The 24,370-nt window shown below is 53.9% G+C and carries 18 protein-coding genes, 1 tRNA gene and 1 pseudogene; 10 read left to right on the forward strand and 10 right to left on the reverse strand.

Going from position 1 to position 24,370, the window contains the following annotated elements:
* Positions 1 to 45 precede the first annotated feature (45 nt).
* On the reverse strand, positions 46 to 999 hold the full coding sequence (locus tag OZX70_RS05570) for a DUF1684 domain-containing protein (protein ID WP_277179725.1): 954 nt from the start codon (positions 997 to 999) through the stop codon (positions 46 to 48).
* A gap of 408 nt (positions 1,000 to 1,407) precedes the next feature.
* On the opposite strand from OZX70_RS05570, the gene OZX70_RS05575 reads away from it, so the two are divergent.
* The 4 genes from OZX70_RS05575 to OZX70_RS05590 all read left to right on the forward strand — a co-directional run bounded on the left by OZX70_RS05575 (position 1,408) and on the right by OZX70_RS05590 (position 4,840).
* Positions 1,408 to 2,316 (forward strand): transporter substrate-binding domain-containing protein, encoded by a 909-nt coding sequence (locus OZX70_RS05575; protein ID WP_277179727.1) that lies wholly within the window; start codon positions 1,408 to 1,410, stop codon positions 2,314 to 2,316.
* A 70-nt stretch (positions 2,317 to 2,386) separates the two neighbouring features.
* Positions 2,387 to 3,283 (forward strand): amino acid ABC transporter permease, encoded by an 897-nt coding sequence (locus tag OZX70_RS05580; protein WP_277179729.1) that lies wholly within the window; start codon positions 2,387 to 2,389, stop codon positions 3,281 to 3,283.
* Positions 3,284 to 3,295: 12 nt separating this feature from the next.
* On the forward strand, positions 3,296 to 4,045 hold the full coding sequence (locus tag OZX70_RS05585; protein WP_277179731.1) for an amino acid ABC transporter ATP-binding protein: 750 nt from the start codon (positions 3,296 to 3,298) through the stop codon (positions 4,043 to 4,045).
* 3 nt (positions 4,046 to 4,048) lie between these two features.
* Entirely contained in the window at positions 4,049 to 4,840 is a 792-nt protein-coding gene (locus tag OZX70_RS05590; protein ID WP_277179733.1) for a GNAT family N-acetyltransferase, read from the forward strand.
* 188 nt (positions 4,841 to 5,028) lie between these two features.
* Here OZX70_RS05590 and OZX70_RS05595 read toward each other — a convergent pair.
* The 6 genes from OZX70_RS05595 to OZX70_RS05620 form a co-directional block, all read right to left on the reverse strand.
* Positions 5,029 to 5,104: transfer RNA gene (locus OZX70_RS05595), tRNA-His, on the reverse strand.
* A gap of 139 nt (positions 5,105 to 5,243) precedes the next feature.
* Complete coding sequence (locus tag OZX70_RS05600; protein WP_277179735.1) at positions 5,244 to 6,272, reverse strand: DUF1684 domain-containing protein; 1,029 nt, start codon at positions 6,270 to 6,272, stop codon at positions 5,244 to 5,246.
* 112 nt (positions 6,273 to 6,384) lie between these two features.
* A complete protein-coding gene (locus OZX70_RS05605; RefSeq protein WP_277179737.1) occupies positions 6,385 to 7,242 on the reverse strand; it encodes a MetQ/NlpA family ABC transporter substrate-binding protein in 858 nt (285 codons plus the stop codon).
* A 130-nt stretch (positions 7,243 to 7,372) separates the two neighbouring features.
* Positions 7,373 to 8,053 carry a methionine ABC transporter permease gene (locus OZX70_RS05610; RefSeq protein ID WP_277179739.1) on the reverse strand — a complete coding sequence of 227 codons (681 nt, stop codon included), beginning with the start codon at positions 8,051 to 8,053 and terminating at the stop codon, positions 7,373 to 7,375.
* A complete protein-coding gene (locus OZX70_RS05615) occupies positions 8,046 to 9,086 on the reverse strand; it encodes an ATP-binding cassette domain-containing protein (RefSeq protein WP_277179741.1) in 1,041 nt (346 codons plus the stop codon). The genes OZX70_RS05610 and OZX70_RS05615 overlap by 8 nt, the downstream gene beginning before the upstream one ends.
* A 57-nt stretch (positions 9,087 to 9,143) precedes the next feature.
* A complete protein-coding gene (locus OZX70_RS05620; protein ID WP_277179743.1) occupies positions 9,144 to 10,310 on the reverse strand; it encodes an iron-containing alcohol dehydrogenase in 1,167 nt (388 codons plus the stop codon).
* A gap of 443 nt (positions 10,311 to 10,753) precedes the next feature.
* Here OZX70_RS05620 and OZX70_RS05625 point away from each other — a divergent pair, with 443 nt between their 5' ends.
* Together OZX70_RS05625 and OZX70_RS05630 are read left to right on the forward strand one after the other, a co-directional pair.
* Complete coding sequence (locus OZX70_RS05625; protein ID WP_277179745.1) at positions 10,754 to 11,668, forward strand: formate/nitrite transporter family protein; 915 nt, start codon at positions 10,754 to 10,756, stop codon at positions 11,666 to 11,668.
* A 208-nt stretch (positions 11,669 to 11,876) separates the two neighbouring features.
* Positions 11,877 to 12,902 carry an aminotransferase class I/II-fold pyridoxal phosphate-dependent enzyme gene (locus OZX70_RS05630; RefSeq protein WP_277179747.1) on the forward strand — a complete coding sequence of 342 codons (1,026 nt, stop codon included), beginning with the start codon at positions 11,877 to 11,879 and terminating at the stop codon, positions 12,900 to 12,902.
* A 112-nt stretch (positions 12,903 to 13,014) separates the two neighbouring features.
* Here the strand turns inward: OZX70_RS05630 and OZX70_RS05635 are convergent, their stop codons facing one another.
* The gene (locus OZX70_RS05635; protein ID WP_277179750.1) at positions 13,015 to 14,244 is read right to left on the reverse strand and encodes a glycosyltransferase; all 1,230 of its coding nucleotides are present in this window, start codon (positions 14,242 to 14,244) and stop codon (positions 13,015 to 13,017) included.
* Positions 14,245 to 14,479: 235 nt separating this feature from the next.
* Between OZX70_RS05635 and purT the strand changes: the two genes are divergently transcribed.
* Entirely contained in the window at positions 14,480 to 15,760 is a 1,281-nt protein-coding gene (gene purT, locus OZX70_RS05640) for a formate-dependent phosphoribosylglycinamide formyltransferase (protein ID WP_277179752.1), read from the forward strand.
* On the opposite strand, the gene OZX70_RS05645 is transcribed toward purT, so the two are convergent.
* Entirely contained in the window at positions 15,738 to 16,862 is a 1,125-nt protein-coding gene (locus tag OZX70_RS05645; RefSeq protein WP_277179754.1) for a hypothetical protein, read from the reverse strand. The two genes, purT and OZX70_RS05645, sit on opposite strands and share 23 nt — an antisense overlap.
* Positions 16,859 to 18,184 (reverse strand): AAA family ATPase, encoded by a 1,326-nt coding sequence (locus OZX70_RS05650; protein ID WP_277179756.1) that lies wholly within the window; start codon positions 18,182 to 18,184, stop codon positions 16,859 to 16,861. Before OZX70_RS05650 ends, OZX70_RS05645 begins: the two co-directional genes overlap by 4 nt.
* Before the next feature lie 299 nt (positions 18,185 to 18,483).
* Between OZX70_RS05650 and OZX70_RS05655 the strand changes: the two genes are divergently transcribed.
* The 3 genes and pseudogenes from OZX70_RS05655 to OZX70_RS05665 form a co-directional block, all read left to right on the forward strand.
* Positions 18,484 to 19,419: an Abi family protein gene (locus OZX70_RS05655; RefSeq protein ID WP_277179758.1), complete on the forward strand. Its 936-nt coding sequence runs from the start codon at positions 18,484 to 18,486 to the stop codon at positions 19,417 to 19,419.
* Between the two features lie 259 nt (positions 19,420 to 19,678).
* Entirely contained in the window at positions 19,679 to 20,428 is a 750-nt protein-coding gene (gene purC, locus OZX70_RS05660; protein ID WP_277179760.1) for a phosphoribosylaminoimidazolesuccinocarboxamide synthase, read from the forward strand.
* A gap of 118 nt (positions 20,429 to 20,546) precedes the next feature.
* Positions 20,547 to 24,347: pseudogene (locus OZX70_RS05665) on the forward strand (phosphoribosylformylglycinamidine synthase); the annotation flags it as partial.
* Between the last annotated feature and the right edge of the window lie 23 nt (positions 24,348 to 24,370).

Here is a 24,370-nt window from a genome sequence, read left to right on the forward strand (position 1 = left end):
CAAATCAGCAAGAAGACCGTACGCCGATAACCGATTGAATATAATTTAGGAAAGCGAGCCGAAAACCGAAGGCTTCTTTTCCCCCGCTTCAATCGGGAAGGGCAAGGTATTCTGAAGCGGGGCAAAGGGGCAGGTGCAGAAGACTGTGAAGGCGCAAGGCAGGTTCATCGAGCGGTTGAAGTCCACATAACTCACAGACGCGGAATCGGTATTGTCGAAGCCAATCACCCGGGCACCGCCGTAGGTCTCATGGCCCGAGGTGGCATCACGGAAGAGCACATGTCCTTCCTCGGTGATGTTGGCACGGTTATTGAGATAGACGAATTCGCCCGTCTTCTCATCAAGTCGACGTGCGCCGGAGTCATCGTTATGCGCTTCAAAAACGATCAGGTCGCGTTTGGTGCCGTCGAAATCGACGTGCAACACCCCAATGGAGGTCTCGTCATGCGACAATCCGCCGACGACTGCGCCCACCTTCAAATCCTCATGTTGCTCGGCGGGTTCGAAGGAGGCCGGGAAGACCCAGCGCTGATCGGGTTCGAAGGTGGGAATATTCTGCAGCCGGGCGATACCGGGAGAATGCGGGTCGCGGATACGAACAGCAAATTGATGTTGTAGGCCGATGCGCTTGATGAGCTGGGCGCGTACCCCGCCGCTGTAGAAATCCTCCAAATTGAAGTCGCCAGTTGCCGGCACATTGACTCGCAAGGGCTCGTTCAGGATCACGTCGCGATTGGTGACGGTAACGGCAGTATCCCGAGGAGGAATGTAAGTCACAGCGTCACCCTCCTGCAACCACTGTCCTGGGAAACCGTCGAGCGTCTTGGACTCACCATCTTCAAGCCAGTCAATGCTTGTCAAAGAGAGCCAGCCGTAGGGCTCTTTCATATAGTCAAGACGCAGACGACGCCATTGGTTCCACTCCTTGCGGAATTCTTCGGGGCTCTGGGCTTTGATGTCATCATAACTGACTGATGCGGGACGTGAAAACAGTTCCATGATATATCTTTCGTGTACGGACCGATTACAGGTGATTGATGATGGATTAATGGTGCACGTCCGAACAAGCCAGATCTCGGCTAACCACAGTCGTACACCCTGAAGTATTTGCCAAGGTAGCGCATATCAGGACGATAATCGCGTACGACGGTATAGATATTGCTTATGCGGAGTTCTCAGCACGTTCTGTCGCGTACGCTCGCCAGACAACAGGCAATTTATAGGGTTTCTGGCCTGATAACCATTCATAGCTAACGGCTATAGACACGCCGATTTGCAAGATACCGCACACCCCTATAGTGAACCCTAACGCATACGGCACCACCGAATTCCATCACTGCATCATCATCACAGGGCCCAATGCCGGCAATACCATCCACACAACAACTAACAGCATAAGGAAACAGCATGTTTTCACACTTGAAGATCCGGAAGATAACAGCGTCTATCGCCGTAGCCGCGTCCATCGTAGCCCTGAGTTCGGCTTGCGGCCAGCGCGGCGACGCCAGTGGACAGGCCCAGTCCGGCGACGCAGTCAAGACCGTCATTGTCGCCACCAGCGGCAGGCCAGCCCCCATGATCACCGTCGACAAGAACGGCAAACTGACGGGATATGAGATCGAACTGCTCAAGGAAGCCAACAAACTCATTCCCGAATACCGGTTCGAGTACGAAAAGATGGACTTCGAGGGTGTCACCGCTGGTATCGACAGCGGCAAGTACCAGATAGGCGCAAACTTCTTCAACTACACGCCGGAACGCGCGGAGAAATTCATCTTCTCCAAGTATCCGCATTATCGCGACAAAGCTGCGGTGCTTGCCAAGCCCGGCTTCTCCGCAACCCACCACTTCAACAAGCTCTCCGACCTCGGCGGGTACACCGTCCCCGTTGACCCGAACGGTTCGGCCTGGCAAGTTTTCGTCGAGGACTTCAATAAGATGTTCCCGAGCAACCCCATGAAAATCGAGTATACGCCAGCCGACCATGCCACACGTCTGCGTCAAATCAGTCAGGGGCAGTTCGATTTCGGATACGGCGGCCGCTTCCACCAGAAGGTCTATGCCACGGATTTGGGCGTCAATGTCGAATACATACCTATTCCGGACAGCGCCGCACAGAACACCGCCCAGAAAAAGCTCCTCAAGTCCCTTCAGCAGGAGACCTATTTCCTCTTTCCGAAGACCGACGAGGGGAAGAAGCTCTCGGAAGCCGTCGACAACGCCCTGCTCAAACTGCACAAGAACGGCAAGATGCAGGAACTCTCCAAGCACTACCTAGGTTTTGACATGACCGGATCCAACGCCGACTGGGCCTAGGCCAACGTTCAAGGCCTCAACAACCTAGCTAATGGACCGGAGCCCCATACTGACAGAAAGAGACATACCCATGCCCAACATTTTTGACGCTTCCTACATCTGGTCGGATATTCCGGCAATCCTGACGGGATTGCCCGTGACCATGGAAATCGTGGTCGTCTCCACCTTCTTCGGCTGGGTGCTGGGTCTGCTTCTGGCCCTAGTCAAGATGTACCGCCCACCGGTGCTTTACCAGATCTGTGGAATCTTCGTATCCTTTACACGTGGAACGCCCGAACTGGTGCAGCTTTTCCTTTCCTTCTACGGGATTCCCGTCATCCTGCAGTATACGAACTATTACTGGGGCACGGGCGTGAACATCAACGGCATTCCCAAAATGCTGTTCGTCCTCGTAACCTTCACCAACATCACTGCAGCCTATTCTGCAGAATCCTTCAGAGCAACGCTGCAAGGTGTGGACAAGGGTCAGATGGAAGCGGCTCTGTCGACCGGACTCTCCAAGTTCACCGCCTATCGCAAAATCGTGATCCCGCAGGCTCTTGTCGTCGCCATACCCTCCTTAGGCTCGCAATTCGTGAGCATGCTCAAAGGCACTTCACTGGCTTTCGTGGTCTCAGTGGTCGACATGACCTCAGCCGGCCAGCTAGCCGCCTCACGCACCTACCGGTTCCTAGAGATGTACATCGCCTTGGCCGTGTGCTATTGGATCCTTTCGGGCTTCTTCTCCGAGCTCTTCCGGCTCCTTGAGCACCGGCTCAAGCGCAACGAACGGACCATCACCGATAGCGACGCACCGGAGTGGCAGCCGGCACAGGACTCCAACGGCCTCACGGAGGACCTGCGGATCGGGGAGACGGCCTTCTTGCGTCTGGCCTTAGCTCCTCTCAATCTCGCCAGAAATCGTTTGAGCAATCTGGCGAAACGCAGGAACCGAGAGATTGCACCGCTATCAGAAGCACGAGTCTAGGGAATAGGAATCATGGTTGTCAGAATTTCCAATATACACAAAAATTTCGGGAGCAACGAGGTTCTGCGCGGCGTGAGCATCGAAGTGCCGGACGGTAAGGTGATTGGGCTTATCGGATCTTCGGGCGCCGGCAAGTCCACTTTGCTGCGCTGCACGAATTTCCTGGAGACGCCTGATTCGGGCACTCTTGAATTTGACGGAGACATCGTAGACACCACTCATGCCAGCAAGCAGCAAATTCAGCAGCTGCGCCGGCAGACGGCCATGGTGTTTCAGAGCTTCAACCTCTACAAACTCAAAACCGCGACAGAGAATATTGAGCTCGCCCTCACACATGTCAAGCACTACACCGCTCAGAAGGCGCACGAAATCTCGCTGGAATTCCTCAATAAGGTCGGTCTCTATGACAAACGCAACAGCTTCCCAGATCAGCTTTCAGGCGGGCAGGCACAACGTGTCGCTTTGGCACGAGCTGCCGTGCTCCGACCTAAGCTCATGCTGCTCGACGAGCCGACCTCCGCGCTCGACCCGGAAAACATCGGAGAGGTGCTCAAGGTAATCAAGAATCTGGCCGACGGCGGGCAATCCATGCTGATCGCCTCCCATGAAATGACCTTCCTACGTCGCATCTGCGATCATGTCGTCTTCATGGATAAGGGTGTGGTTGCCGAAGAGGGGTCGGCTGAGCAAATATTCGGCAATCCTCGGCAAGCTCGAACCCGCCAGTTCCTTTCCGGGGTCAAATTTCAAGGGGAGGCATAGCACATGGCACTCAAAGCCACCACCGATAATCAAGCCAAAATGGCAAGGCAAGACAGACAAACCGGCCAACCCCATTCAATTTCACTGCGGTTGGCACGTGTAGAGGATGCGCACGACATCGTGGGCTTCTATGCCTATTACGTGGAACAAACGACGGTCAACTTCGAGTACGACATACCGACGGAAGAGGACTTTGCACGGCGCATCGAGCAGATATCGCAAAAATATCCCTTTATCGTGGCAGAACTGGACAATTCCAAAGTGGTTGGCTATATCTTTGCCCACGCCCTCGGGGAACGTCCGGCCTACAGCTGGTCCGCCGCTACCTCTATTTATCTGAACCCCGATATGCGCGGACGGCATATAGGGTCGGCGCTCTACGCCGCCTTGGAGCCGCTGCTCTGTGCCCAGCATGTGGTCAAACTCTTCTCTTGTATCACCGTCCGCCGCGACGATTCACTGGACGATATCAACGGGATGCTGCCACAACTCCATGACCTGCCCACCGACAGTGCATCGACTTTAGGTGGTGGCGAGCGCAGCGGCACCGATACTGCTACCGTCGACCCCCATTTGCCGCTGACCAGCCCGCGATTTCATGCGGCGCTCGGCTTCAAACCGGTAGGCCGCAACTACGCTTCCGGCTACAAGTTGGGCCGTTGGTATGACAAACTCTGGATGGAGAAGTCCCTGCAGCCCCTTCCGGCAAAACCAGAACTCATCATTCCGATTGGTCAACTTCCCCACGACCTGATCAAGCGGTCCCTGATGATTGGGACTCGACTCCTCGGCTGATACGGCGGCATCACATCCGCATGGCCTTGCCCGAGTCCACAGCATAGCAATAATCTCGGCACCAAAGTTTTGGTCTATAACCCCTACACTTGCACACAAGGATACATTTGGAATAGACGCGAAGCTACCGACGACCTTCTTAAAGAAAGGGAAAGCCCCACTCCTTTACGGGAGTGGGGCTTTCATGATGGGGTGGCCAACGCGGTTCGAACGCGCGACCTTCTGAACCACAATCAGATGCTCTACCTGCTGAGCTATGGCCACCATCGAAGTGGGAAACCGTCCGGTTCAACGAACCGAATCAACATCCGCACAACAGATAAGAACTATACATGATTCTCAAGACCTTGAGTCACCGGCGCGTCGCAAAATCATATCAACCCCTTCAGTTCTGTGAGCCATGTCACAAGTCGATATCCACATCCGGGGTCTTCTCCCCTGCCGTCACGGCAAACGGGAGCGTATTGCGCTTCGAGGGGATCGGGCAGGTGCAGTAGGCGGAGAACGCGCAGGGATAGTTGTAGGCATAGTTGAAATCGAGCACGTCCAGCTCGTCGAGGCTCAGCTCGTCAAGCCGCAGCACACGGCCGATTCCGTAGGTTTCTTTGCCGTTGGTCGAATCTTTGAAGAAGATGCTCGCATGGCCGAAAACGTTCGAGACGACCAACGAGTAGTCCTCACTTTCGTATTGGAATTCAACGAAACCGAGCAGCGGGTATGACTGCAGCACCGTTTTCACCACTGAATCGTGGATGTCGAACTCGTCGGGTTCGGCCCGGCGGAAAACGGCCGGAATTCGCCATTTCGGGTCGAGAGGGAACGTGTCGATGTCGTCGAAATGCTGTCGGGCCAAAGTACGCGGGTCTTTGACACGAATCCAGAAACGGTGCGTGGCCTGGTCGACCAGATCGGTCTGGGAATTGACTTCGATGCGCTTGTCGCCGTAGTTGAGATACCCGAGCGCCTGTTCGCCGAATGCGCTGGGCGCAAACGAAATCGGAGCTTCGAGCACCGTTCGTCCATTGGTTACCGCAAGAGGTCCACCCTCGTCTTTGTCATCGACAGCCTGCGATCGTGTTTCCTTGGATTGCGGATAATAGGTCAACACATCGTTTTCGGCACGCCATGCGCCCGGGATGCCGTCAATCGTCTTCGTCGAACCGTTGGCGACCCATGTGATGGATGCAGGCGCAAGATAGCCGTGCGGCGCCTTGAGCTCCTCCAGCCGCTGCTCGTGCCACATCTCCCACTGCTGGACATAAGGATCGGCTGCAAGTGCCGGGAGCGTGGAAACGCCCTTGGGAAGCGTGTCTTGCGCAGACGAGAGACCGAAACCCTGTTTTGAGTTGGCAAACAGTCGGTCTATCGAACCTGAGACGCTCGCTTTTCCCGTTGCTTGGTCATTCGTGTCGGTTTTATTCGATTCACTCATTTCATTATCTCCATTGCAGATTTCATGTTGGGTTGGTTTATCGATTGTTCAGGCGACTCGCCCTCAGAAGCTTCGCCGCCGACGACGAATCCTCCGGGGAATCCGTGTAGCCTCAGTATTTGAACATCGGGATATTGTGGTCCTTGACAAGCTGCTTGGCGACGGTCTGGGTATGGTAGGCCTCCACAATCTTGCGGAATGTCTTATTATCCTTGTCGCTCGTGTTGGCCACGATGATGTTGACGTATGGTTTGAAGCTGGCATCGCCGGGCTTGAGTTTGGGCGCATAGATGGCATCTTCGGGCTTTTTTCCGGCGTCGACGATGAAGTTCGTATTGGTGATGCCACCGGCGTAATCGGGCAGTAGGTTGATGATCGAGGCCGGATCGTTCAGCTCGATGTCGATGCCGCTGGGATTGGAGGCGATGTCGTCGGTCGTCGGATCGGCCTTGGTGTTGTCTTTGAGCTTGATCAGCCCAGCGGAATCGAGGACTTTGAGCGAGCGGCCAAGATTGGTGGTGTTGTTGGGAATGGCCACTTTGTCGCCGGATTTGAAGTCCTTGACGCTTTTGTATTTCTGCGAATAGAGGTTGAGCGGGGATATGTAGGTCTCACCGATCGGGGTGAACTTGTAGCCTTTCTCCTTCTCCTCCTGATGCAGGAACGCATAATGCTGGAAAGCCGTGATATCCAGTTCGTGGTTGGCGAGCGCCTGGTTGGCGTAGATGCCGTCCTGGAAGGTCTTGTATTTGAGTTTGATGTTGGCGTGCTCCTCATCAAGCCGCGCCTGTACGTCCTTCCATTCGGCGTCGTCGGAATTGCCGACAAGCCCTACAGTGACGGTCTGCTCCTTGCCGGCCTTGGCGTTGCGGTAGATGTTGATACCGGCAACCACCAGCACCACCGCAAGTATCACTGCCAGCAGTGCGAAAAGCTGATGCTTGGCTCTGGTTTGTTTCTTGGTAGCCATAAAAGCCTCTTTCAGAATATTTTCATGCTGACGGACCGCGCTTTGCAGGACAGGTCGCCGTCAGATATTCGATATTTCAATATGTTGGGAAAAAGTTGGAATAGTCGTTGGAAGCAGGTTCAAACGTTCGTCAATGTTCGGTGATCTCGACGAGCAGTCGGCCGATGAGCTCGACCAGGCCGACCAGAAGCACCAGGACGATGATCGTGGCGATGGTGACATCCATCATGTATCGCTGGTAGCCGTAGCGGATCGCGAAATCGCCAAGTCCCCCACCGCCGACCACGCCGACCACTGCGGTCATATCGATCAGGCTGACCAAGGTGATCACGCTGACACGGATGATCGAAGGTATCGCCTCGCGCAGGTAGACGCGCCAGATGATCTCGGGCAACCCCATGCCCATCGCCTGCGCCGCCTCGATCAGACCCGAATCGATGCCGGCCAAAGCCGACTGGATCTGCCGGGCGAAGAACGGGGTGATGCCAACGACAAGCGGGAACAACGCTCCTTTCGTACCGATGGCCGTGCCCATGATGAAGCGCGTGATCGGTACCAGCGAGGCCGCAAGAATGATGAATGGAATCGAGCGGAAGAGGTTGATCAGTTTGTCGATGACGTTGAAAACACCTCGGTTGGGATAAAGGCCGCCAGGTTTCGTCACGGTGACGACGACGCCAAGCAAGATAGCCAGGACGAAGGAGATCAGGCCCGCCACTGCGACCATGATGATCGTCTGCACAAACGAATCGAAGAATTCGGGTAGGCGGCTCATCACGTTCGGAAACCAAAGATTCAGAATGTCAAGCACGATCGATCACCTCGATGCCGATATTGCGTTCGTTGAGATAGGCGAGCGCTGCGGTTATCTTGTCGGAGTCCCCTTTGAGCATGACCACCAACCCGCCGAGCGGGGCGTTCTCGACAAAGTCGATATCGGCGAAAATGATGTTGACATCGATTGAGAATTCACGCGAAATATGGGAGACCAGGGCCTCGGATACCTCCTTGGCGATGTAGTTCATGCGCAGGAGCACCTGACCGGGCTGCGGTTCGACGAGCGGCGAATGGTCGTCAAGCAGCTCGTGGACCTTGTCCAGGTTCGAGGTCGTGGCGACGAACGCTTTGGTCAGTGCGGCTTTGGGGGCTGCGAAGATGTCGAACACATCGCCTTTCTCGACGATGGTGCCATGGTCGATGACGGCGACCTTGTTGCAGATATGCTTGATCACGGACATCTGGTGGGTGATGACGACGACGGTCAGTCCGAGCGTATCGTGCAGGGCACGCAGCAGGGCGAGAATCGATTTGGTCGTGGTCGGATCGAGTGCACTCGTCGCCTCGTCGCTCAGCAATATGCTGGGCTTATTGACCAAAGCCCTCGCGATGGCGACGCGCTGCTGCTGGCCGCCGGAGAGCTCGCTGGGATAGGCATCGGCCTTTTCGCTCAGGCCGACCAGATCCAAAAGCTCGGTAACGCGAGCCTGACGGGTTTTCTTGTCGACCTTGCCACGGAAAGCAAGTTCGACATTGGCTGCAACGCTGCGCGACGGCATCAGATTGAAAGATTGAAAGATCATGCCGATGTCGCTTCTCAAGGCGTGCAAGTCCTTGGGTTTCAACTCGGCGACTTCCTGGCCGTTGACTGCGAGCGAACCACCATCGTAGTGTTCCAGCCCGTTGATACATCGCACGAGTGTCGATTTGCCGGCACCGGACAAGCCTATAATGCCGTAGATGTCACCTTTGCCGACATCCAGGTCGACATCGCTGAGCGCGATTTTTTCACCGTCGTCACTGGGATATTTCTTTGTCAGATTGCGTATTGTAATGATTGATGACATTGGGCCCCTCCTCCCTCTGTTGTTCGGCAATATGCCAAACAGGCATTACCGTTGTGATCAGTAAGCCAGTTCGAGCACGGCACGCACGTCGGCCTCGCTCAGGGGAACATAATTACCGACATGCTTCGTATCGGACTTCGTCAAACGCTCGGCAACCGTATTGATGGCATCCCTCGGTATGCCAAGTTCATGCAGGCTGGTTTTCAGGCCCAACATCTTAAAGTGGCGTTCAAGCGTATCCGCCAGAATGCCAGCGCACTCCTGTTCCGTGTTGTCGTAGGGGTCGGCGTCAAGTGCTCGAACCGCCATCTGTGCATAACGCTGCGGACTGCGGCGCGCTACGTAACGGATGATCGAAGGCAGGATCGCGGCGATCCCCTCGCCGTGTATCACATCGAATTCGCCACCGATTTCGTGCTCGATGCGGTGGGTCGTCCAATCGTTTTCTGAACCTGTGGCCAGGTAGCAATGGTTGAACATCAGCGTCGAAAGCCAGTGCAGCTCGGTTCTTGTGGCCAAGTCATCGGGATCGGCCGCGAAACGCCTGCCCTGGACCAGAGCGGCACGGAATCCGCCTTCCAGAATCCTGTCGGCCGATTCGAGATGGTCGCGCAGCGTGAAGTACGGCTCCAGAAAACCCACGGCCAGATCGGCCACCGCCGCGGCCTGATAACGATAAGGCGCCGTGCGCGAATATTCGGGGTTCACGATGGAGAATTTCGGAATGATCAGCCTGGTCTCCAACGCCTCCTTGTCCTCGCCTTGCTGGAGGACGGCGCAATCGGAAACCTCCGAACCGCTGCCGGGAATCGTTGAAATCACACCTACCGGCAAAGTCTCTCTCGGCTCGACAGTGCCGTCAAACAGATCCCACACATCGCCGTCGTAAGGCACGCCCACGCCCACGGCCTTGGCCGTATCGAACGAACTCGCACCGCCGGCCGCGAGGACGAAATCGACTCTCTCCTTGCGTGCGACGTCAATCAGGTCGCGGACAAGTCCGATACGCGGATTGGGCACAACGTCCCCGTTTTCTACCAGACGCGCGCCAATCGACTGCGCAGCATCGGTAACCAGATCATGGATGCCCAGGTCGAAGACGTAATCACCGCTGTATACAAACATGATGGAGGTGGCATGGGATTGACGCAAAAGACGCGTCAGCTGCTGCTCGGCGCCTACGCCGAACACAAGTTCGTTGGGAGTGTAATAGGTAAAAACCATGACCTGCCCTATCTCTCTTTCCTTTTTCGTGCGTCTGCGGTCTCAAGACTTTCGTCCTCAACCAACACAGGGAACAACCTCACGAATCCGCCGCATGCATTAAATCCAGCGATGTTAGCAATCGAGTGTAACGACCTACATTCAGCACTCGCAAGCCATACGATATACGCAGAATCGATAGTCGTTTATCAATCGAGGCGACAGAAGGTAAGAAAGCGTTCATTAGTGAATGATCATTTTTATTTTTTATGAATTCTTGTCACTATATGGACACACGGGGCTCTGAGTCTTTCGCGAACTCTGTGGCTTTCGTCACAAAATTATTGTGTTCTTCATTACAAAACGTAGGATTCCAGCGAAATACGCAACAAAACCGACTCATAATAAAACCACGAACTTTTATCCTGAAATGAATCAACAAGCAGAGAATAACAGAAAGAACCATGGGCAAATTATCCGAATTGAAAACAACCATTTCCGAAGTCGAAGGGACCGAGGACGAGACCAAGCCGCTGTTCCCCGGGCGCGCATTTATCTCAACCGTGCTCGATGCGCTTGACAGCAAAGAGACAATGACCGGCAAGATGACCGGCCGCTACATCCAGCGCGCGATGATGGCAGGCATTCTGGTCGGCGTCTTCTTCACCGCCTTCTGGGTGATTATGGGCGCAAGTTCAAAAGGTGGGCCGGGACTGCTGCTTGCCGGCAAAGTATTGGCGGGCACCACCTTCGGCTGGGCGCTCGTGCTCATCTACTACACCAATTCCGAGCTTTTGACCTCCAACATGATGGTGGTCAGTGTCGGAGCCTACCACAAGCGCATCGGCTGGCTGCAATCCTTGAAATTGTTGGGGCTGTGCTTGCTCGGCAATCTCCTCGGCGCGCTTATCGTAGCCATCATCTTGCGGTTCTCCACCATCATTTCGGGTGTGAGTTATGACGTCATGCTCACTGCGGCCAATGCCAAACTCGCCTATCTCAACTCCTGGGGCGGGGTCGGCGACCTCTTCGTACGCGCGATCTTCTGCAACTTCTGCATCAACATCGCCATGCTGATGGTCTATAACGGCAAGCTTTCCAACGATTTCACCAAGTGCGTCATCATGGTGGTGGCAGTGCTCGTCTTCACCTTCTGCGGCTTCGAACATTCCGTTGCGGATTCGGCGATGTTCCTCATCCTCGGCATGCACGGAGCCATCAACGCATGGAAGGCCGTTCTCGTCATTATCGTCGCGATTCTCGGCAATCTAGTGGGCGGCGGCATCCTCATCGGTCTCAACTTCGCGACCATGAACGACGAGCGCGGCATCACCAACGGCAACGAAATCGACACGGCAACCAACACCGATAAACAATAAGACGGTATCGAGAGCCCAGGCTTCTTCAAACGGAGGGCGAGACTCAGAAACATTCGGAAAAGGGTATTCTTGCAGAAGCGAGAATACCCTTTTTGCTTGGTATCAACCGTAAGACAGAGAGCAGAATCCGCTTACGCCTTGCCCTAACCATAACCACTGGTGGGATTATGGTTGAATCATACTCATTGACTGCGGAAGTAGGAGCAACATGCTGAATTTCATCAACGATTACTGCGAAGGCGCCCATCCCAAAATCCTGAAGCGGATGGAAGAAACGAATATGGAGCAGCTGCCCGGCTACGGTTCGGACAAATACTGCGAATCGGCTAAAGCGAAGATTCGTGAGGCCTGCGGCTGCCCAGACGCCGACGTATGGTTCCTCGTCGGCGGCACGCAGACCAATCAGACCGTTATTGACACCATCACCCCGGCCTACGCGGGTGTCGTCGCAGCGACCAACGGACACGTCAATGTCCACGAAGCAGGTGCCGTGGAATCGACCGGGCACAAGGTGCTCACACTGCCGAGCCACGAGGGCAAGATCGACGCGGCCGACCTCGAGCAGTATTGCAAGGACTTCTACGCGGACGGCAACTACACGCACATGGTCTTTCCCGGCTGCGTCTACGTCTCCCATCCAAGCGAATACGGCACGATGTATACCAAGGCGGAGCTTACGGCCATCGCTGATGTCGCCCACAAATACGACATGCCGCTGTTCCTCGACGGCGCTCGCCTTGGCTACGGACTGACCGCCGAGGGCACCGATCTGACACTCGAGGACATCGCCCGCATCACTGACGTCTTCTACATCGGCGGCACGAAGGTCGGAGCTCTGTTCGGCGAAGCGGTCGTCTTCACCAAGCACAACACGCCAAAGCATTTCCTCACCCAAATCAAGCAGCACGGGGCGCTGCTGGCCAAGGGCTGGCTGCTTGGCTTGCAGTTCGACACGCTCTTCACCGATGGGCTCTACACGAAGATCGCGCGCAATGCCAACGAGAAGGCCTCGCAGATCCGCACGGCGCTCAAGGCCAAGGGCTATCAGCTCGCCTACGAGAGCCCGACCAACCAGGTCTTCGTGGTGATGGATCAACCGACAATCAAGCGTCTGGGCGCCGAGGTCAACATGGACTTCCTCGAGAAGTACGACGACACGCATTCGGTGATGCGTTTCTGCACCAGCTGGGCGACCACGCAGGAGCACACCGACCAGCTCATCGCGCTGCTGTAACGTCTACCAGCGTGGTGGCCATTGCTGCTCACCATGCATCTTTCTCCATGATTGTCTGAAGCAGCGCGACGAAAAGCAATATTCTACGTGCTTTTAGTCGCAGTAACGTTCACTAGTGCCGATGCGACTTTGTCGTTGCCGCATCCGCGATGGCCTCACGCTCCATTGCCACAAACTGGCGGACGCAGTGCGGCAACGCGTATTTTTCGCGTGCCTCCTGCGCGTATTTCGGCCCCCATTCGGCACGTTCCTGCGGATGCTCGATCCACCAGTCGATACGACGGGCGAGCGCCTTGACGTTGCGGGCCGGGAAAACCGAGGAATCGGTCAGCGCGAACTGGCTGGCGGCTGAAAGTGGGGAATCCGCGATGACCGGCACCAAACCGGAGGCGATGCCTTCAAGTACGCTCAATGATTCGATGTCGACAATGGAGGGATGGACGAGCAAATCGGCCTGACGCAATAGATTCGGCATATCTTCGTTGGGATGGAAACCGATATGAGCCGGCTTCGGCAGCAATCGTTTGGCCAGCCGACGCAGACGACGTTGCAATGGGCCTGTGCCACAGATGGTCAGATCGATCTGTTTGGCATGCTTGCTTAACGCCACCGCACGGATCAATGTTTCATGGTCTTTCTCGTGGCTAAGCCGTCCGGAAGCAATGATGTGAAACACATTTTCGCTACGTTCGTCGTCTTTATTACTGACGTGATTATTGTTCCTCTGCTTATTGTCCGATTGAGTTTCTTTGGGGCGGAACCTGACGGAATATCCGTTGGAAATAACATGCAGCCTTGCATGATAACCGTGAGATCGCAACTGGCGAGCAATCATTTCGCTCGGAGTATGGATATGGCCGATATGACGATAAAGCCAGAAATCGAAGAGATAATAGATCAGCGACGGTATACCCGGGATATATCGCAATGGACCGGCGGAATACGTGACGTTTTCTGGTTGCAGGTGGAAGCCGGCAGTGACGGGAATGCCCATCGAACGTGCAACGGCCAGAGCGTGTCTACCGAATTTGAACGGCATATAGATATGCACCACGTCGGCTCCCGCGAACGCACGTCGGAACACCGCGTCATCAGGTTCCGCGAATTGCATCTGCTGCTTGGCCGCAAGCCACGAAATGAACGGCAGATGGTGGACTTCGACAGAATAATCCGGCGCGCCAACGCCAACCAACCGAACGTGATGACCCTGATTCTCAAGTTCCCGAGCATACTGCAATGCCGAATTCGAAGTGCCGTTGCCGCGGTTACCGACCGAATCGACCACCAGAGCGATGGTCAGTGGCTTGTCGGCACCGCCTGCGGCGTTTGAGGAATCTGGCATGGTTCAATCCTAACCCCGTTGCGTAGTTCGCGGCTATCGAAATGCAAGAAACGGACGTTGACAAAACTGTTATGACATTTCACACGTTCAATATAGCGATTATCTTATTTAGCTTATCCGATAATCGCCAAAAACTTTGGCATTGCTCACGACCCCAATATCGACAATTCCATAATTCGTCAATATTTATCAGATGGGAGCCTCGCTCGGGGTCATCGTATGCAACAATGAAATCATGACCGTTGAAACCGCATCATCATCCGTCAACTATCCACTTGGCAATCCGTCCGAATCTCACCAAACTCGCGTATTGTTGCTGGGTTCCGGCGAGCTTGGACGGGAAATCGCCATCGAATTGACGAGGCTCGGAGCTTTCGTCATCGCTGCTGATAGCTACAGCCATGCGCCAGCCATGCAGATTGCACAGGAAAGCCATGTGTTGGATATGACTGACCCTGCCGTTTTCGACGCATTGATTACCGAGGCTAAACCTTCCATCATCATCCCCGAGATCGAAGCCATTGCGACCACCGAATTGGCAAAAGCGGCCTCAAACGGCATTCAGGTTGTGCCCAGCTCGCAAATCGCCGCAATCTGCATGGACCGCGAAGCTCTACGAACCCTGATGCACGAAAAACTTGGCTTGCCGACCACCCCATACCGTTTCGCCGGTTCGTTTGAAGAATTCAAAACAGGAGCGCAAGCCGTTGGTTATCCATGTGTGGTCAAACCTGTGATGAGCTCTTCCGGACACGGGCAATCTGTGCTTCGCTCGGATGACGACCTTGAATCGGCCTGGCAGGAAGCGCAGAGCGGACGAAGAGACGCCAAAGACGGCGGAATCTCAAGGGTTATCGTCGAAGCATTCGTCCCTCTTGATTACGAACTGACCATGCTCACCGTCTCCTCCAGCGCCGGTATCGTTGTCTGCTCTCCCATCGGTCAGCGCCAGGAAGACGGTGACTACCGTGAGTCGTGGCAGCCGGCAAAGGTCGATTCAGACATTCTTCAAAAAGCGCAGGCCATCGCCCGCAAAGCCGTGGGCGGACTGGTCGATATCGCGCATGAAAACCATGAACACGGCTGGGGCGTGTTCGGTGTGGAACTGTTCGTTCTGAAAAACGGCGAAGTCCTCTTCAACGAGGTCTCTCCCCGCCCGCACGACACCGGCATGGTGACGATGATCTCCCAGCGTTTGAGCGAATTCGCACTGCACGCCCGCGCTGTTCTCGGTATTCCAGTAACCGAGGAAAGCGTTGCGCTCGTCCTCAAACACGGCGAGGTAGCAGCCAGTCATGCCATAGTAGTCACCGGAAACGGATCAGTGACTTTCTCCAATATTCCGCAGGCTTTGTCGCAACCCGATACCGACCTGCGCATCTTCGGTAAGCCGGCTGTCAACGGTCACCGTCGCATGGCCGTCGCGCTGGCTATTGGCAGAGACGAAGCCAAGGCACTCTCCAAGGCCACCATCGTGATGGATACACTCGGTATTACCGTGACGTCAGTAGAATAGCACCCTCAGACTTTGCTTCAGATTCCTCAAGCCATCTAGCTGCAATGTCGTCAAGATCGGCAGCTATGGCAGCGAAATCACGGTCGAGATCCAGCGTACGAACCGAGAAGCGGTGCCCAAGCTCTGACCAAGTCTCGTCATGGTCGCCTTCATTACCCACCTTCGCATAGAGCAACATCCCATCCACCAACTTGTCGTTGCCAAATGCCTCGTGCAGCACATAACTTTGAATCTGATTGATATGTTTTGGCGCGTAAATAGGCTTGTCGTAATAGACATCAAGAATATGTCCGTAGCATTTTGCATCGATGATGAGTTCCCGCTTACCTTTGCGCAAAGTGACATCAGTCAATAGCCCCGGCAGCAATTCTGTATTCCCTTGAGCCTGGCGATTGATGGTTTTGGCACTAGCGGAGATGTCTGGATGGTGCACCCGATAGTATTCGAGCACGAATTTCTCGTAGAGTTGGCTCAGTTTCCGCTTCGACCGATATTGCAACGACCGGTTACCCTCATCTTGATTGAACAGCTCTCGCTCAATGACCATCTGGCAGACATTCATCAGAAGCAGATACGACGCATTGTTGCGGTGAAAACGTAACCTTGCCCAATCGACGCGATGAATATCCACCTCGCCTACATCGCGCATGGCAATCAAGCATCGTTTAAGATCGGCTTTCCTCGCCGTATTAACGTCCTTACGCCCTATCAACAACAACGCTGTAGTCTTGAGCACACGGTTCTTGTAGGTATCTTCCGAGAACTCATCGTAGACGCACGCCAATCCGTTGTACCCGGTCATTTGCAACCGCGCTGTCGAAGACACGTCGATGCGCCCGCGAACCGTATGAAGATTTTCATGAACCGGTAAATATTCGCGTTCGAAACCGCGACGCCGCTGAGTGCCAATCGCAATAGCCAGGATAGCGGCCAATAGATCGTCAATATGGTCGAAATCTTCAGTTGTCAAACGACGATAATCGTTGAGTTGTAAAGCCTTGAACGCATAGGCCATCATGTAATAGATGTTTTTGATGACCACATTGTTTTCTGCGGTCAGCTGCTTTTGGTCGTCCGCTCTGTCTTCGACGCTCACGGTCATTGAACAGCTTTCCATAGCAAATCAGACTGTTGCTTAATCTGCTTTTTATTGTCAAACCAATATTCCTCAATCATGGGGACCAACTCGAACTTGACAATGGAGGCGGCCAAATCTTCATCGTCCTCAGTTTCATTATCGCAGAAATAGCTATGCCCAATGCAGAAGCCATCGCCTAAAGCGTCATCCTCAGCAATCACCTTGTTTAAGGCACTCACGGCCTCTATGAGATTCAATAACCTTGCATCACCAAGTTTTCCAACCTGCTTTTTGAAATTCGGGTTGTCGAGCTGCGGTTTCATCGTGAAGAACGCGAAACGACGGCGCAGCGCATAATCGATCAATGCGAGTCCACGGTCCGCCGTGTTCATCATGCCGATGATATAGAGATTTTTCGGAACATAGAACGGCTGCCCGGTGATCGGAAGAACGACGGCATCATCCGAGTTACGGTGGTCGAACTCGATGGTAGAGAGCAGCTCGCCGAACACCTTCGAGATGTTGGCACGGTTGATCTCGTCGATGATAAAGAAATACGGCCTATCCTGATCAACCTTGGCTTTCTGCACGAACTGCGTGAAAATCCCAGGTACAGCCCTAAAGCCCACGCCGTCATCATTGGGACGGTAGCCGTAAACGAACTCATCGTAACTGGTACTTTGATGGAACTGAACCGACTGGATGCGCATATCATCCTTCTGCCCCATAATGGTGTAAGCCAAACGCTTGGCAGCAAAAGTCTTACCCGTACCCGGCGCCCCTTGCAGAATCAGATTACGTTTACGCAGCAACAGACCTTTGAGCTCTTTGAGAGCATCACCCGAAAGGAACACCTCACGAAGAAAATCCTTATCGCTGTATGATCCCGATGTCGTCGGTACCGAAGACGAGGCGTCATCTTCGGAAGCGCGCAACGGATACATCGATAGATCCATTTTCTCAAGCGCGGCACGAAGTTCGGGGCGTAATTTATAGATATAATATCCATGCTGTCCTTCATCCGTCGGCTTAGTTAGACAAAGTACAGTCCAGTATTCGAAGGTTCCCTTAGCCCGATTAGGTTCCACAAGTCCAATGTTTTTCGCTACTTTTTCGCCTAGTGTAGAAACATTGCTGAGATAGAAATGCCAATCGCGACCGTACTCGTCAGCAAGCTGCGCGCAAGAAAGACCGTCGGGGTGTTCGAAAAGAGATCTTAGAGTAATGAGATTATTGTCAGTAACGAGGGAAGAATCGTGAAGTAGTTTCATCCATTGCTCAGTAGTGATGCCTGGATCTTGCCCATACCATACAGATTCATTTTCTTCCATGACACTCTCGCTCATAACTGCCCCATCGCTTATCAACTTCATCAGACTTTTATAATGTATCGTTTACAAAAGACTATGTAACCCATCCCAGTTCAGGGAAACTCGACAATTTACAAATAACAAGAAATTACTGGTTGTTGCACCACGAGACCGATTCTCTATACCCCAAGCAGACAACGGCATTGCCGTCTCAATCAAAGACATTCCCATCTTGCGTGCTTAGATCAAACATATTATACTCAAAGATACAAGACCGTCCTGATGCCGTGCATACGGCTCAGGGGCGGTCATCATTTTTAGTTTTGGAGCCAACGATGACGACAAAATCTCAAGAAACGCATCCGCGTTACGATAAACCGTGGTTATCTATCGATGAACAATGCAAGAAACTCGAGACTCATGGTATGCAGGGTGCATATGCAAATAGAGAGTGCCTTGCCCGTATCGGTTATTATCGCCTGAGCGGATTCTGGTATATGTTCCGGAAAATCGACTCCGGCAATCATTCACGGTCAAGCTTTTTCATGTCAGGTTCTCGCTTCAACGACGTTTTAAGAATCTATGAATTCGATAGGGAGCTGAGAACGACGCTTTTCTCCGCTATTGCCTGTTTCGAAATTTCCCTGCGCGCACGTCTTGCCTACGACGTGGGGAGTAAAGATCCATTCCTTTACCTAAAACCGGCGCTGCTTGACACCGCCATGGATCCAATCGAATATGGAAGCTTCATCAACAAATACAATGACCGTCGCACTCATTCACGCGAAGATTTCATCAAACACTTTAAGCATGAATATGATGGGCAACTCCCAATATGGGCCGCTACAGAAATCATGGAATTCGGCACACTCAGAAAACTATATGAACTGCTCCCCTACCCAATGCGAACCGATATCGCCGCCAAGTACCAGCTTAACCAAGCAACGTTGAAATCATGGCTTGGTTGTCTTAACTTCATAAGAAATCTTTGTGCACATCATGGACGCATCTACAACCGGGCACTCACCGTCTCTCCGAGTATCAATACAGAACTTTCGGAATTAACGCATATCGGACCATCGTCCAAAAAGATGTATGCAGGCATTGCCATATTGATGTATCTCCTCAAGCAAGAAAACGAAACAACTCCAATTGCGCAGCTGAAAGACTGCATTTCTGCCGTGCCTGCCGATATTCCGCAAGTCGATGTCGCACGATCAATGGGCATCCCGACAAATTGGCAAGAAGAGAAATTGTGGCAGCTTCTTTAAAATAGTATCGCCATACATTTTTTTAAAAACGGCAAGAAGACACGATATTCAATCAGAAAAAGAGATGTAACAGAAAGTTTACAAAGTCGTTTTTGCTTGAGAAAAAGCCGAAATTCTGAAATCTGCTCGGATAAAAGAAACGCCGATTGTCGTACTTTTTTACTCACCGACTTCGAATTTGTTAGCACCGATTGTTATATTTTGGTTGTAAGTTCACCTATTCAATCAAATCTCGTTACTCTACGGGAAGGGCGATTTAATGGAGAAACTGGACATGCTCTACAAGGGCAAAGCCAAGAAACTCTATTCAACGGATGACCCAGATGTTCTTTGGGTCGAATATATGAATCAGGCAACCGCCGGCGACGGCGCGAAAAAGGCCCAGATTCAAGGAAAGGGAAGCCTTAACAACCGTATTACCACGGTGCTTTTCCGGCTTTTACAGGCCGAGGGCGTCAAGACGGATTTCATTCGTCGCGTCTCTGATACCGAGCAGCTGAACGAGAAGATCACGATGTTCCCGCTAGAAATCATCATGCGCAACACCGCGGCCGGCTCCTTCGCCCAACGTTATGGCATCAAGGAAGGCACTGAACTCAAACGCCCAATCCTTGAATTCTGCTTCAAATCCGACGACCTCCATGACCCATTTATCAACGTTGACGGCATCGTGGCCCTAGGACTGGCGACCGACGAGGAAATGGCTGAGGTCTCGCGTCAAGCCCGCGATATCAACGAAAAACTTACGAAGATCTTCAACGACATCGACGTAAAGCTTGTCGATTTCAAGATCGAAGAAGGCAAGAACAAGGACGGCGAAATCGTCCTGGCTGACGAAATCACCCCCGACACCTGCAGACTCTGGGATTTGAAGGACGGGTCCGGGCAAGTCGAACATCTCGACAAGGACCTCTTCCGCAGAGACTTGGGTGACATCATCCCCGCCTATGAGGAGATATACGGACGTTTGATGAAACTCGCGGATCGCCGTGGAGTCAAGGTCGAATGACATATCGCTCGTACACCATTATCCTTGGTGTACGAGCGTTTTTGACTGTTCCACATTTTCCTCGTTTTCATATATTTATTCACTTTCCTCTTCTTACCATCAGTGCTAAGGACCATCAGTGCTTTCAACAGTTTTCCGCGTATATGTAGAAAAGAAATCCGGTTTCGACGTCGAAGCCGCCAATCTTGCCAAGGAACTTCACGACGTTCTCGGACTCACCGGGCTCGAGCGCGTTCGCATCATCAACCGCTACGATGCCCAGGGCTTGGATTCCGAGCTTTTCGAAGCCGCTATTCCGACCGTTTTCAGCGAACCTGCTGTAGATACGGCGACGCGGGAGTTGCCGGAGTTGGACAGCGCACAGGTCTTCGCCATGGAGTATCTACCGGGCCAGTTTGACCAGCGTGCGGAATCAGCCAGCCAGTGCATCCAGCTGTTGAGCCAAGGAACGCGGCCCGACGTACGGACGGCAAAAATCTATGCGCTCTATGGCGAACTTAGCGACGAAGATGTCGAAGCCATCAAACGTTACGTGATCAATCCTGTCGACGCGCACGAAACCGGTCTGGGCACGCGCGAAACGTTGGAAACTGCGGTCAAGGTTCCGGCCGAAGTCGAAATCATCGACGGATTCAATGAGCTTGACGATGCTGGATTGCAGCGTTTCATCGCCGAACGTGGGCTGGCCATGGATCTCGGTGACGCCAAGTGCTGCCAGACCTACTTCCGGGGTGAACACCGCGAACCGACCATCACCGAAATCAAGGTCATCGACACCTATTGGTCCGACCATTGCCGCCACACCACTTTCGGCACCGAGCTGACGCAGGTCGATATCGACGATAGCGTGGTCAAGGCCGCATTTGAGCGCTATCTCAAGGTTCGAGAAGATCTGGGACGCACCAATAAGCCTGTGACTTTGATGGATATGGGCACCATCGGCGCGAAGGAACTCGAGGCCAAAGGCGAGCTGACCGGGCTTGACAAATCTGAGGAAATCAACGCCTGCACGGTCAAAATCAAAGTAGACGTCGATGGCAAGTCCGAGAACTGGCTGTTCCTGTTCAAGAACGAAACACACAACCATCCCACGGAAATCGAACCGTTCGGCGGAGCGGCCACTTGCATCGGCGGCTGCATCCGCGACCCGCTGAGCGGACGTGCCTACGTCTATCAGGCCATGCGTGTCACCGGAGCCGGTGACCCACGCGTTCCGGTATCAGAAACGCTGGAAGGCAAGCTGCCGCAACGCAAACTCGTCACTACCGCCGCGCAAGGGTATTCCTCCTACGGCAACCAAATCGGGCTGGCTACTGGGCAGGTTGATGAAATCTATCATCCCGGATATGTCTCCAAACGTATGGAAGTCGGAGCCGTGGTCGGCGCAGCACCGGCGGAAAACGTACGCCGTGAAACACCAACTCCTGGCGACAAGATCATCCTTTTGGGCGGACGCACCGGACGCGACGGCATCGGCGGCGCCACCGGCGCTTCCAAAGCACAAGACACCGAAAGCCTCACCGAATCAGGAGCCGAGGTGCAGAAAGGCAACGCGACCGTCGAACGCAAGCTGCAACGGCTATTCCGTCGTCATGATGCGAGCGTGCTCATCAAGCGCTGTAACGATTTCGGTGCAGGTGGCGTTTCCGTGGCAACCGGCGAAATCGCCGATGGCTTGCGGATTGACCTCGACAAGGTTCCGAAGAAATACGAGGGCTTGGACGGCACGGAACTGGCCATTTCCGAATCGCAGGAGCGTATGGCCGTTGATGTGTCAGACGAAGACGTGGACGAGTTTCTGCGTTACGCACGCGAGGAGAACCTCGAAGCCACGGTCATCGCCACCGTCACCTCGGAGCCTCGCATGGTCATGGATTGGCGCGGCGAGCGCATCGTCGACCTGTCCCGTGAATTCCTTGCCTCGAACGGAGCCGCGAAACATCAAAACGTTCATGTGTTGCCTGCGGAAGATTATACGGTTCCGCAATCCTGGGAATCCGGTAATCTGAACGAACGCCTGACCTCTTTGGCAAGCGATATCAACATCGCTGGCAACAAGGGTCTTGCCGAACGTTTTGATTCCACCATTGGCGCAGGTACCGTACTGATGCCGTTCGGTGGACGCAAACAGTTGACGCCAAGCCAGGCTATGGTCGCAAAACTTCCCGTTCCCGGTGGGCTGACCCACACGGCGAGCGCGATGGCTTGGGGCTTCAACCCGTTCATCACACAACGCAACCAGTTCGCCGGTGCCTATCTGGCCGTGGTGGAATCGATCTGCAAACTCGTTGCCACAGGCTTCACCAGAGAAAACGCCTATCTAAGCTTCCAAGAGTATTTCGGCAAGCTTCATCAAGACCCTGAGCGTTGGGGCAAGCCAACCTCGGCATTGCTCGGCGCTCTGAGCGCACAGCTAGACCTCAAGGTCGGTGCCATCGGCGGCAAGGACTCGATGAGCGGCAGCTTCGAACAAGACGGCCAGGAACTGGATGTGCCACCCACGCTGATTTCCTTCGCCGTGTCGACCGGAAATATAGACGGCACGGTATCGCCGGAATTCAAGGGTTCCGGACATCGTATTGTGCGTATAGCACCGCAACGGTATGGGTACAATGCAACTTCCGAAAATGCGAATGACGACAAAAGCGCATACCGACTTATTCCCAATCCCGACGATTTGCTCACAACATTGGCACTGGTCGAAGAAATGACCGCCACCAATCAGGCTCTCGCGATTTCGACGCCGGGATACGGTGCCATTGCAGAGACATTGTTGAAGATGGCGTTGGGCAATCAAATCGGTATCAGACTGAACAACGACATCAACCTCGATGCCCTGTTCGAACCTGCGTACGGTACATTTATCGTGGAACTCGCCGAAGGTGCCAACGTGCCGGAAAGCAACGAACAGATCAGCATTGAAGTTATCGGTACAACCACTGCCAACTACGAATTCGCAGCGGCCGGCGAGACTGTCGATCTTGGCGAATTGCAGGATGTCTGGGAATCCACGATGGAGGAAATATTCCCCTACCGCAGCGATAAAACCAAGGACACGAAAACGGAAACCTTCAGCTTCGCTAAAGGCCAGCAAGCTTTTTATGAGGGCAATCCGCTCAAGGCCAAGCCGCGCGTACTCATTCCGGTGTTCCCTGGCAACAACTGCGAATACGACGCTGCGGCAGCGTTCGAGACGGCAGATGCGGACCCACACACACTGATTATCAACAACCTCTCCCCTGAGGCCGTGGCACAATCCTCACGCCAACTAGCCGAGGAAATCAAAGCCAGCCAGATCATCATGATTCCTGGCGGTTTCTCCGGCGGCGACGAACCCGACGGATCGGCAAAATTCATCACCTCATTCTTCCGTGCACCGGCTGTGGCCGATGCTGTGCGCGATTTGCTAAACAACCGCGACGGCCTGATGCTGGGCATCTGCAACGGCTTCCAGGCACTCATCAAGCTCGGCCTTGTACCATACGGCGACATCGTCAAGCCCAGCGGCAACCAGCCGACGCTGACCTTCAACACCATCGGACGACATCAAAGCCGCTTGGTGCGCACGCGGGTTTCCAGCAACCTTTCACCGTGGATGGCTGGCAGCAAGGTCGGCGATATCTACACCATCCCGATTTCGCACGGCGAAGGTCGGTTCGTCGCTACTCCGGAACAAATCGAGCAGCTCGCAGCCGACGGCCAAATCGCCGCGCAATATGTGGATGAAAACGGCAACGCGAGCATGGATCTGGCCGATAATCCCAACGGTTCCATGGCTGCCGTCGAGGCACTGACCAGCCCTGACGGTCGCGTGCTCGGCAAGATGGGTCATTCCGAACGCCGTGGCGACGGACTTTATTTGAACGTTTCTGGTCGCGAATTCCAGCCGATTTTCGAAGCCGGTGTGCGATATTTCACTGGAGCTGCGCCAACATTCGAGGA

It is taken from the genome of Bifidobacterium sp. ESL0732 (assembly GCF_029395535.1).
Lineage (GTDB): Bacteria > Actinomycetota > Actinomycetes > Actinomycetales > Bifidobacteriaceae > Bifidobacterium.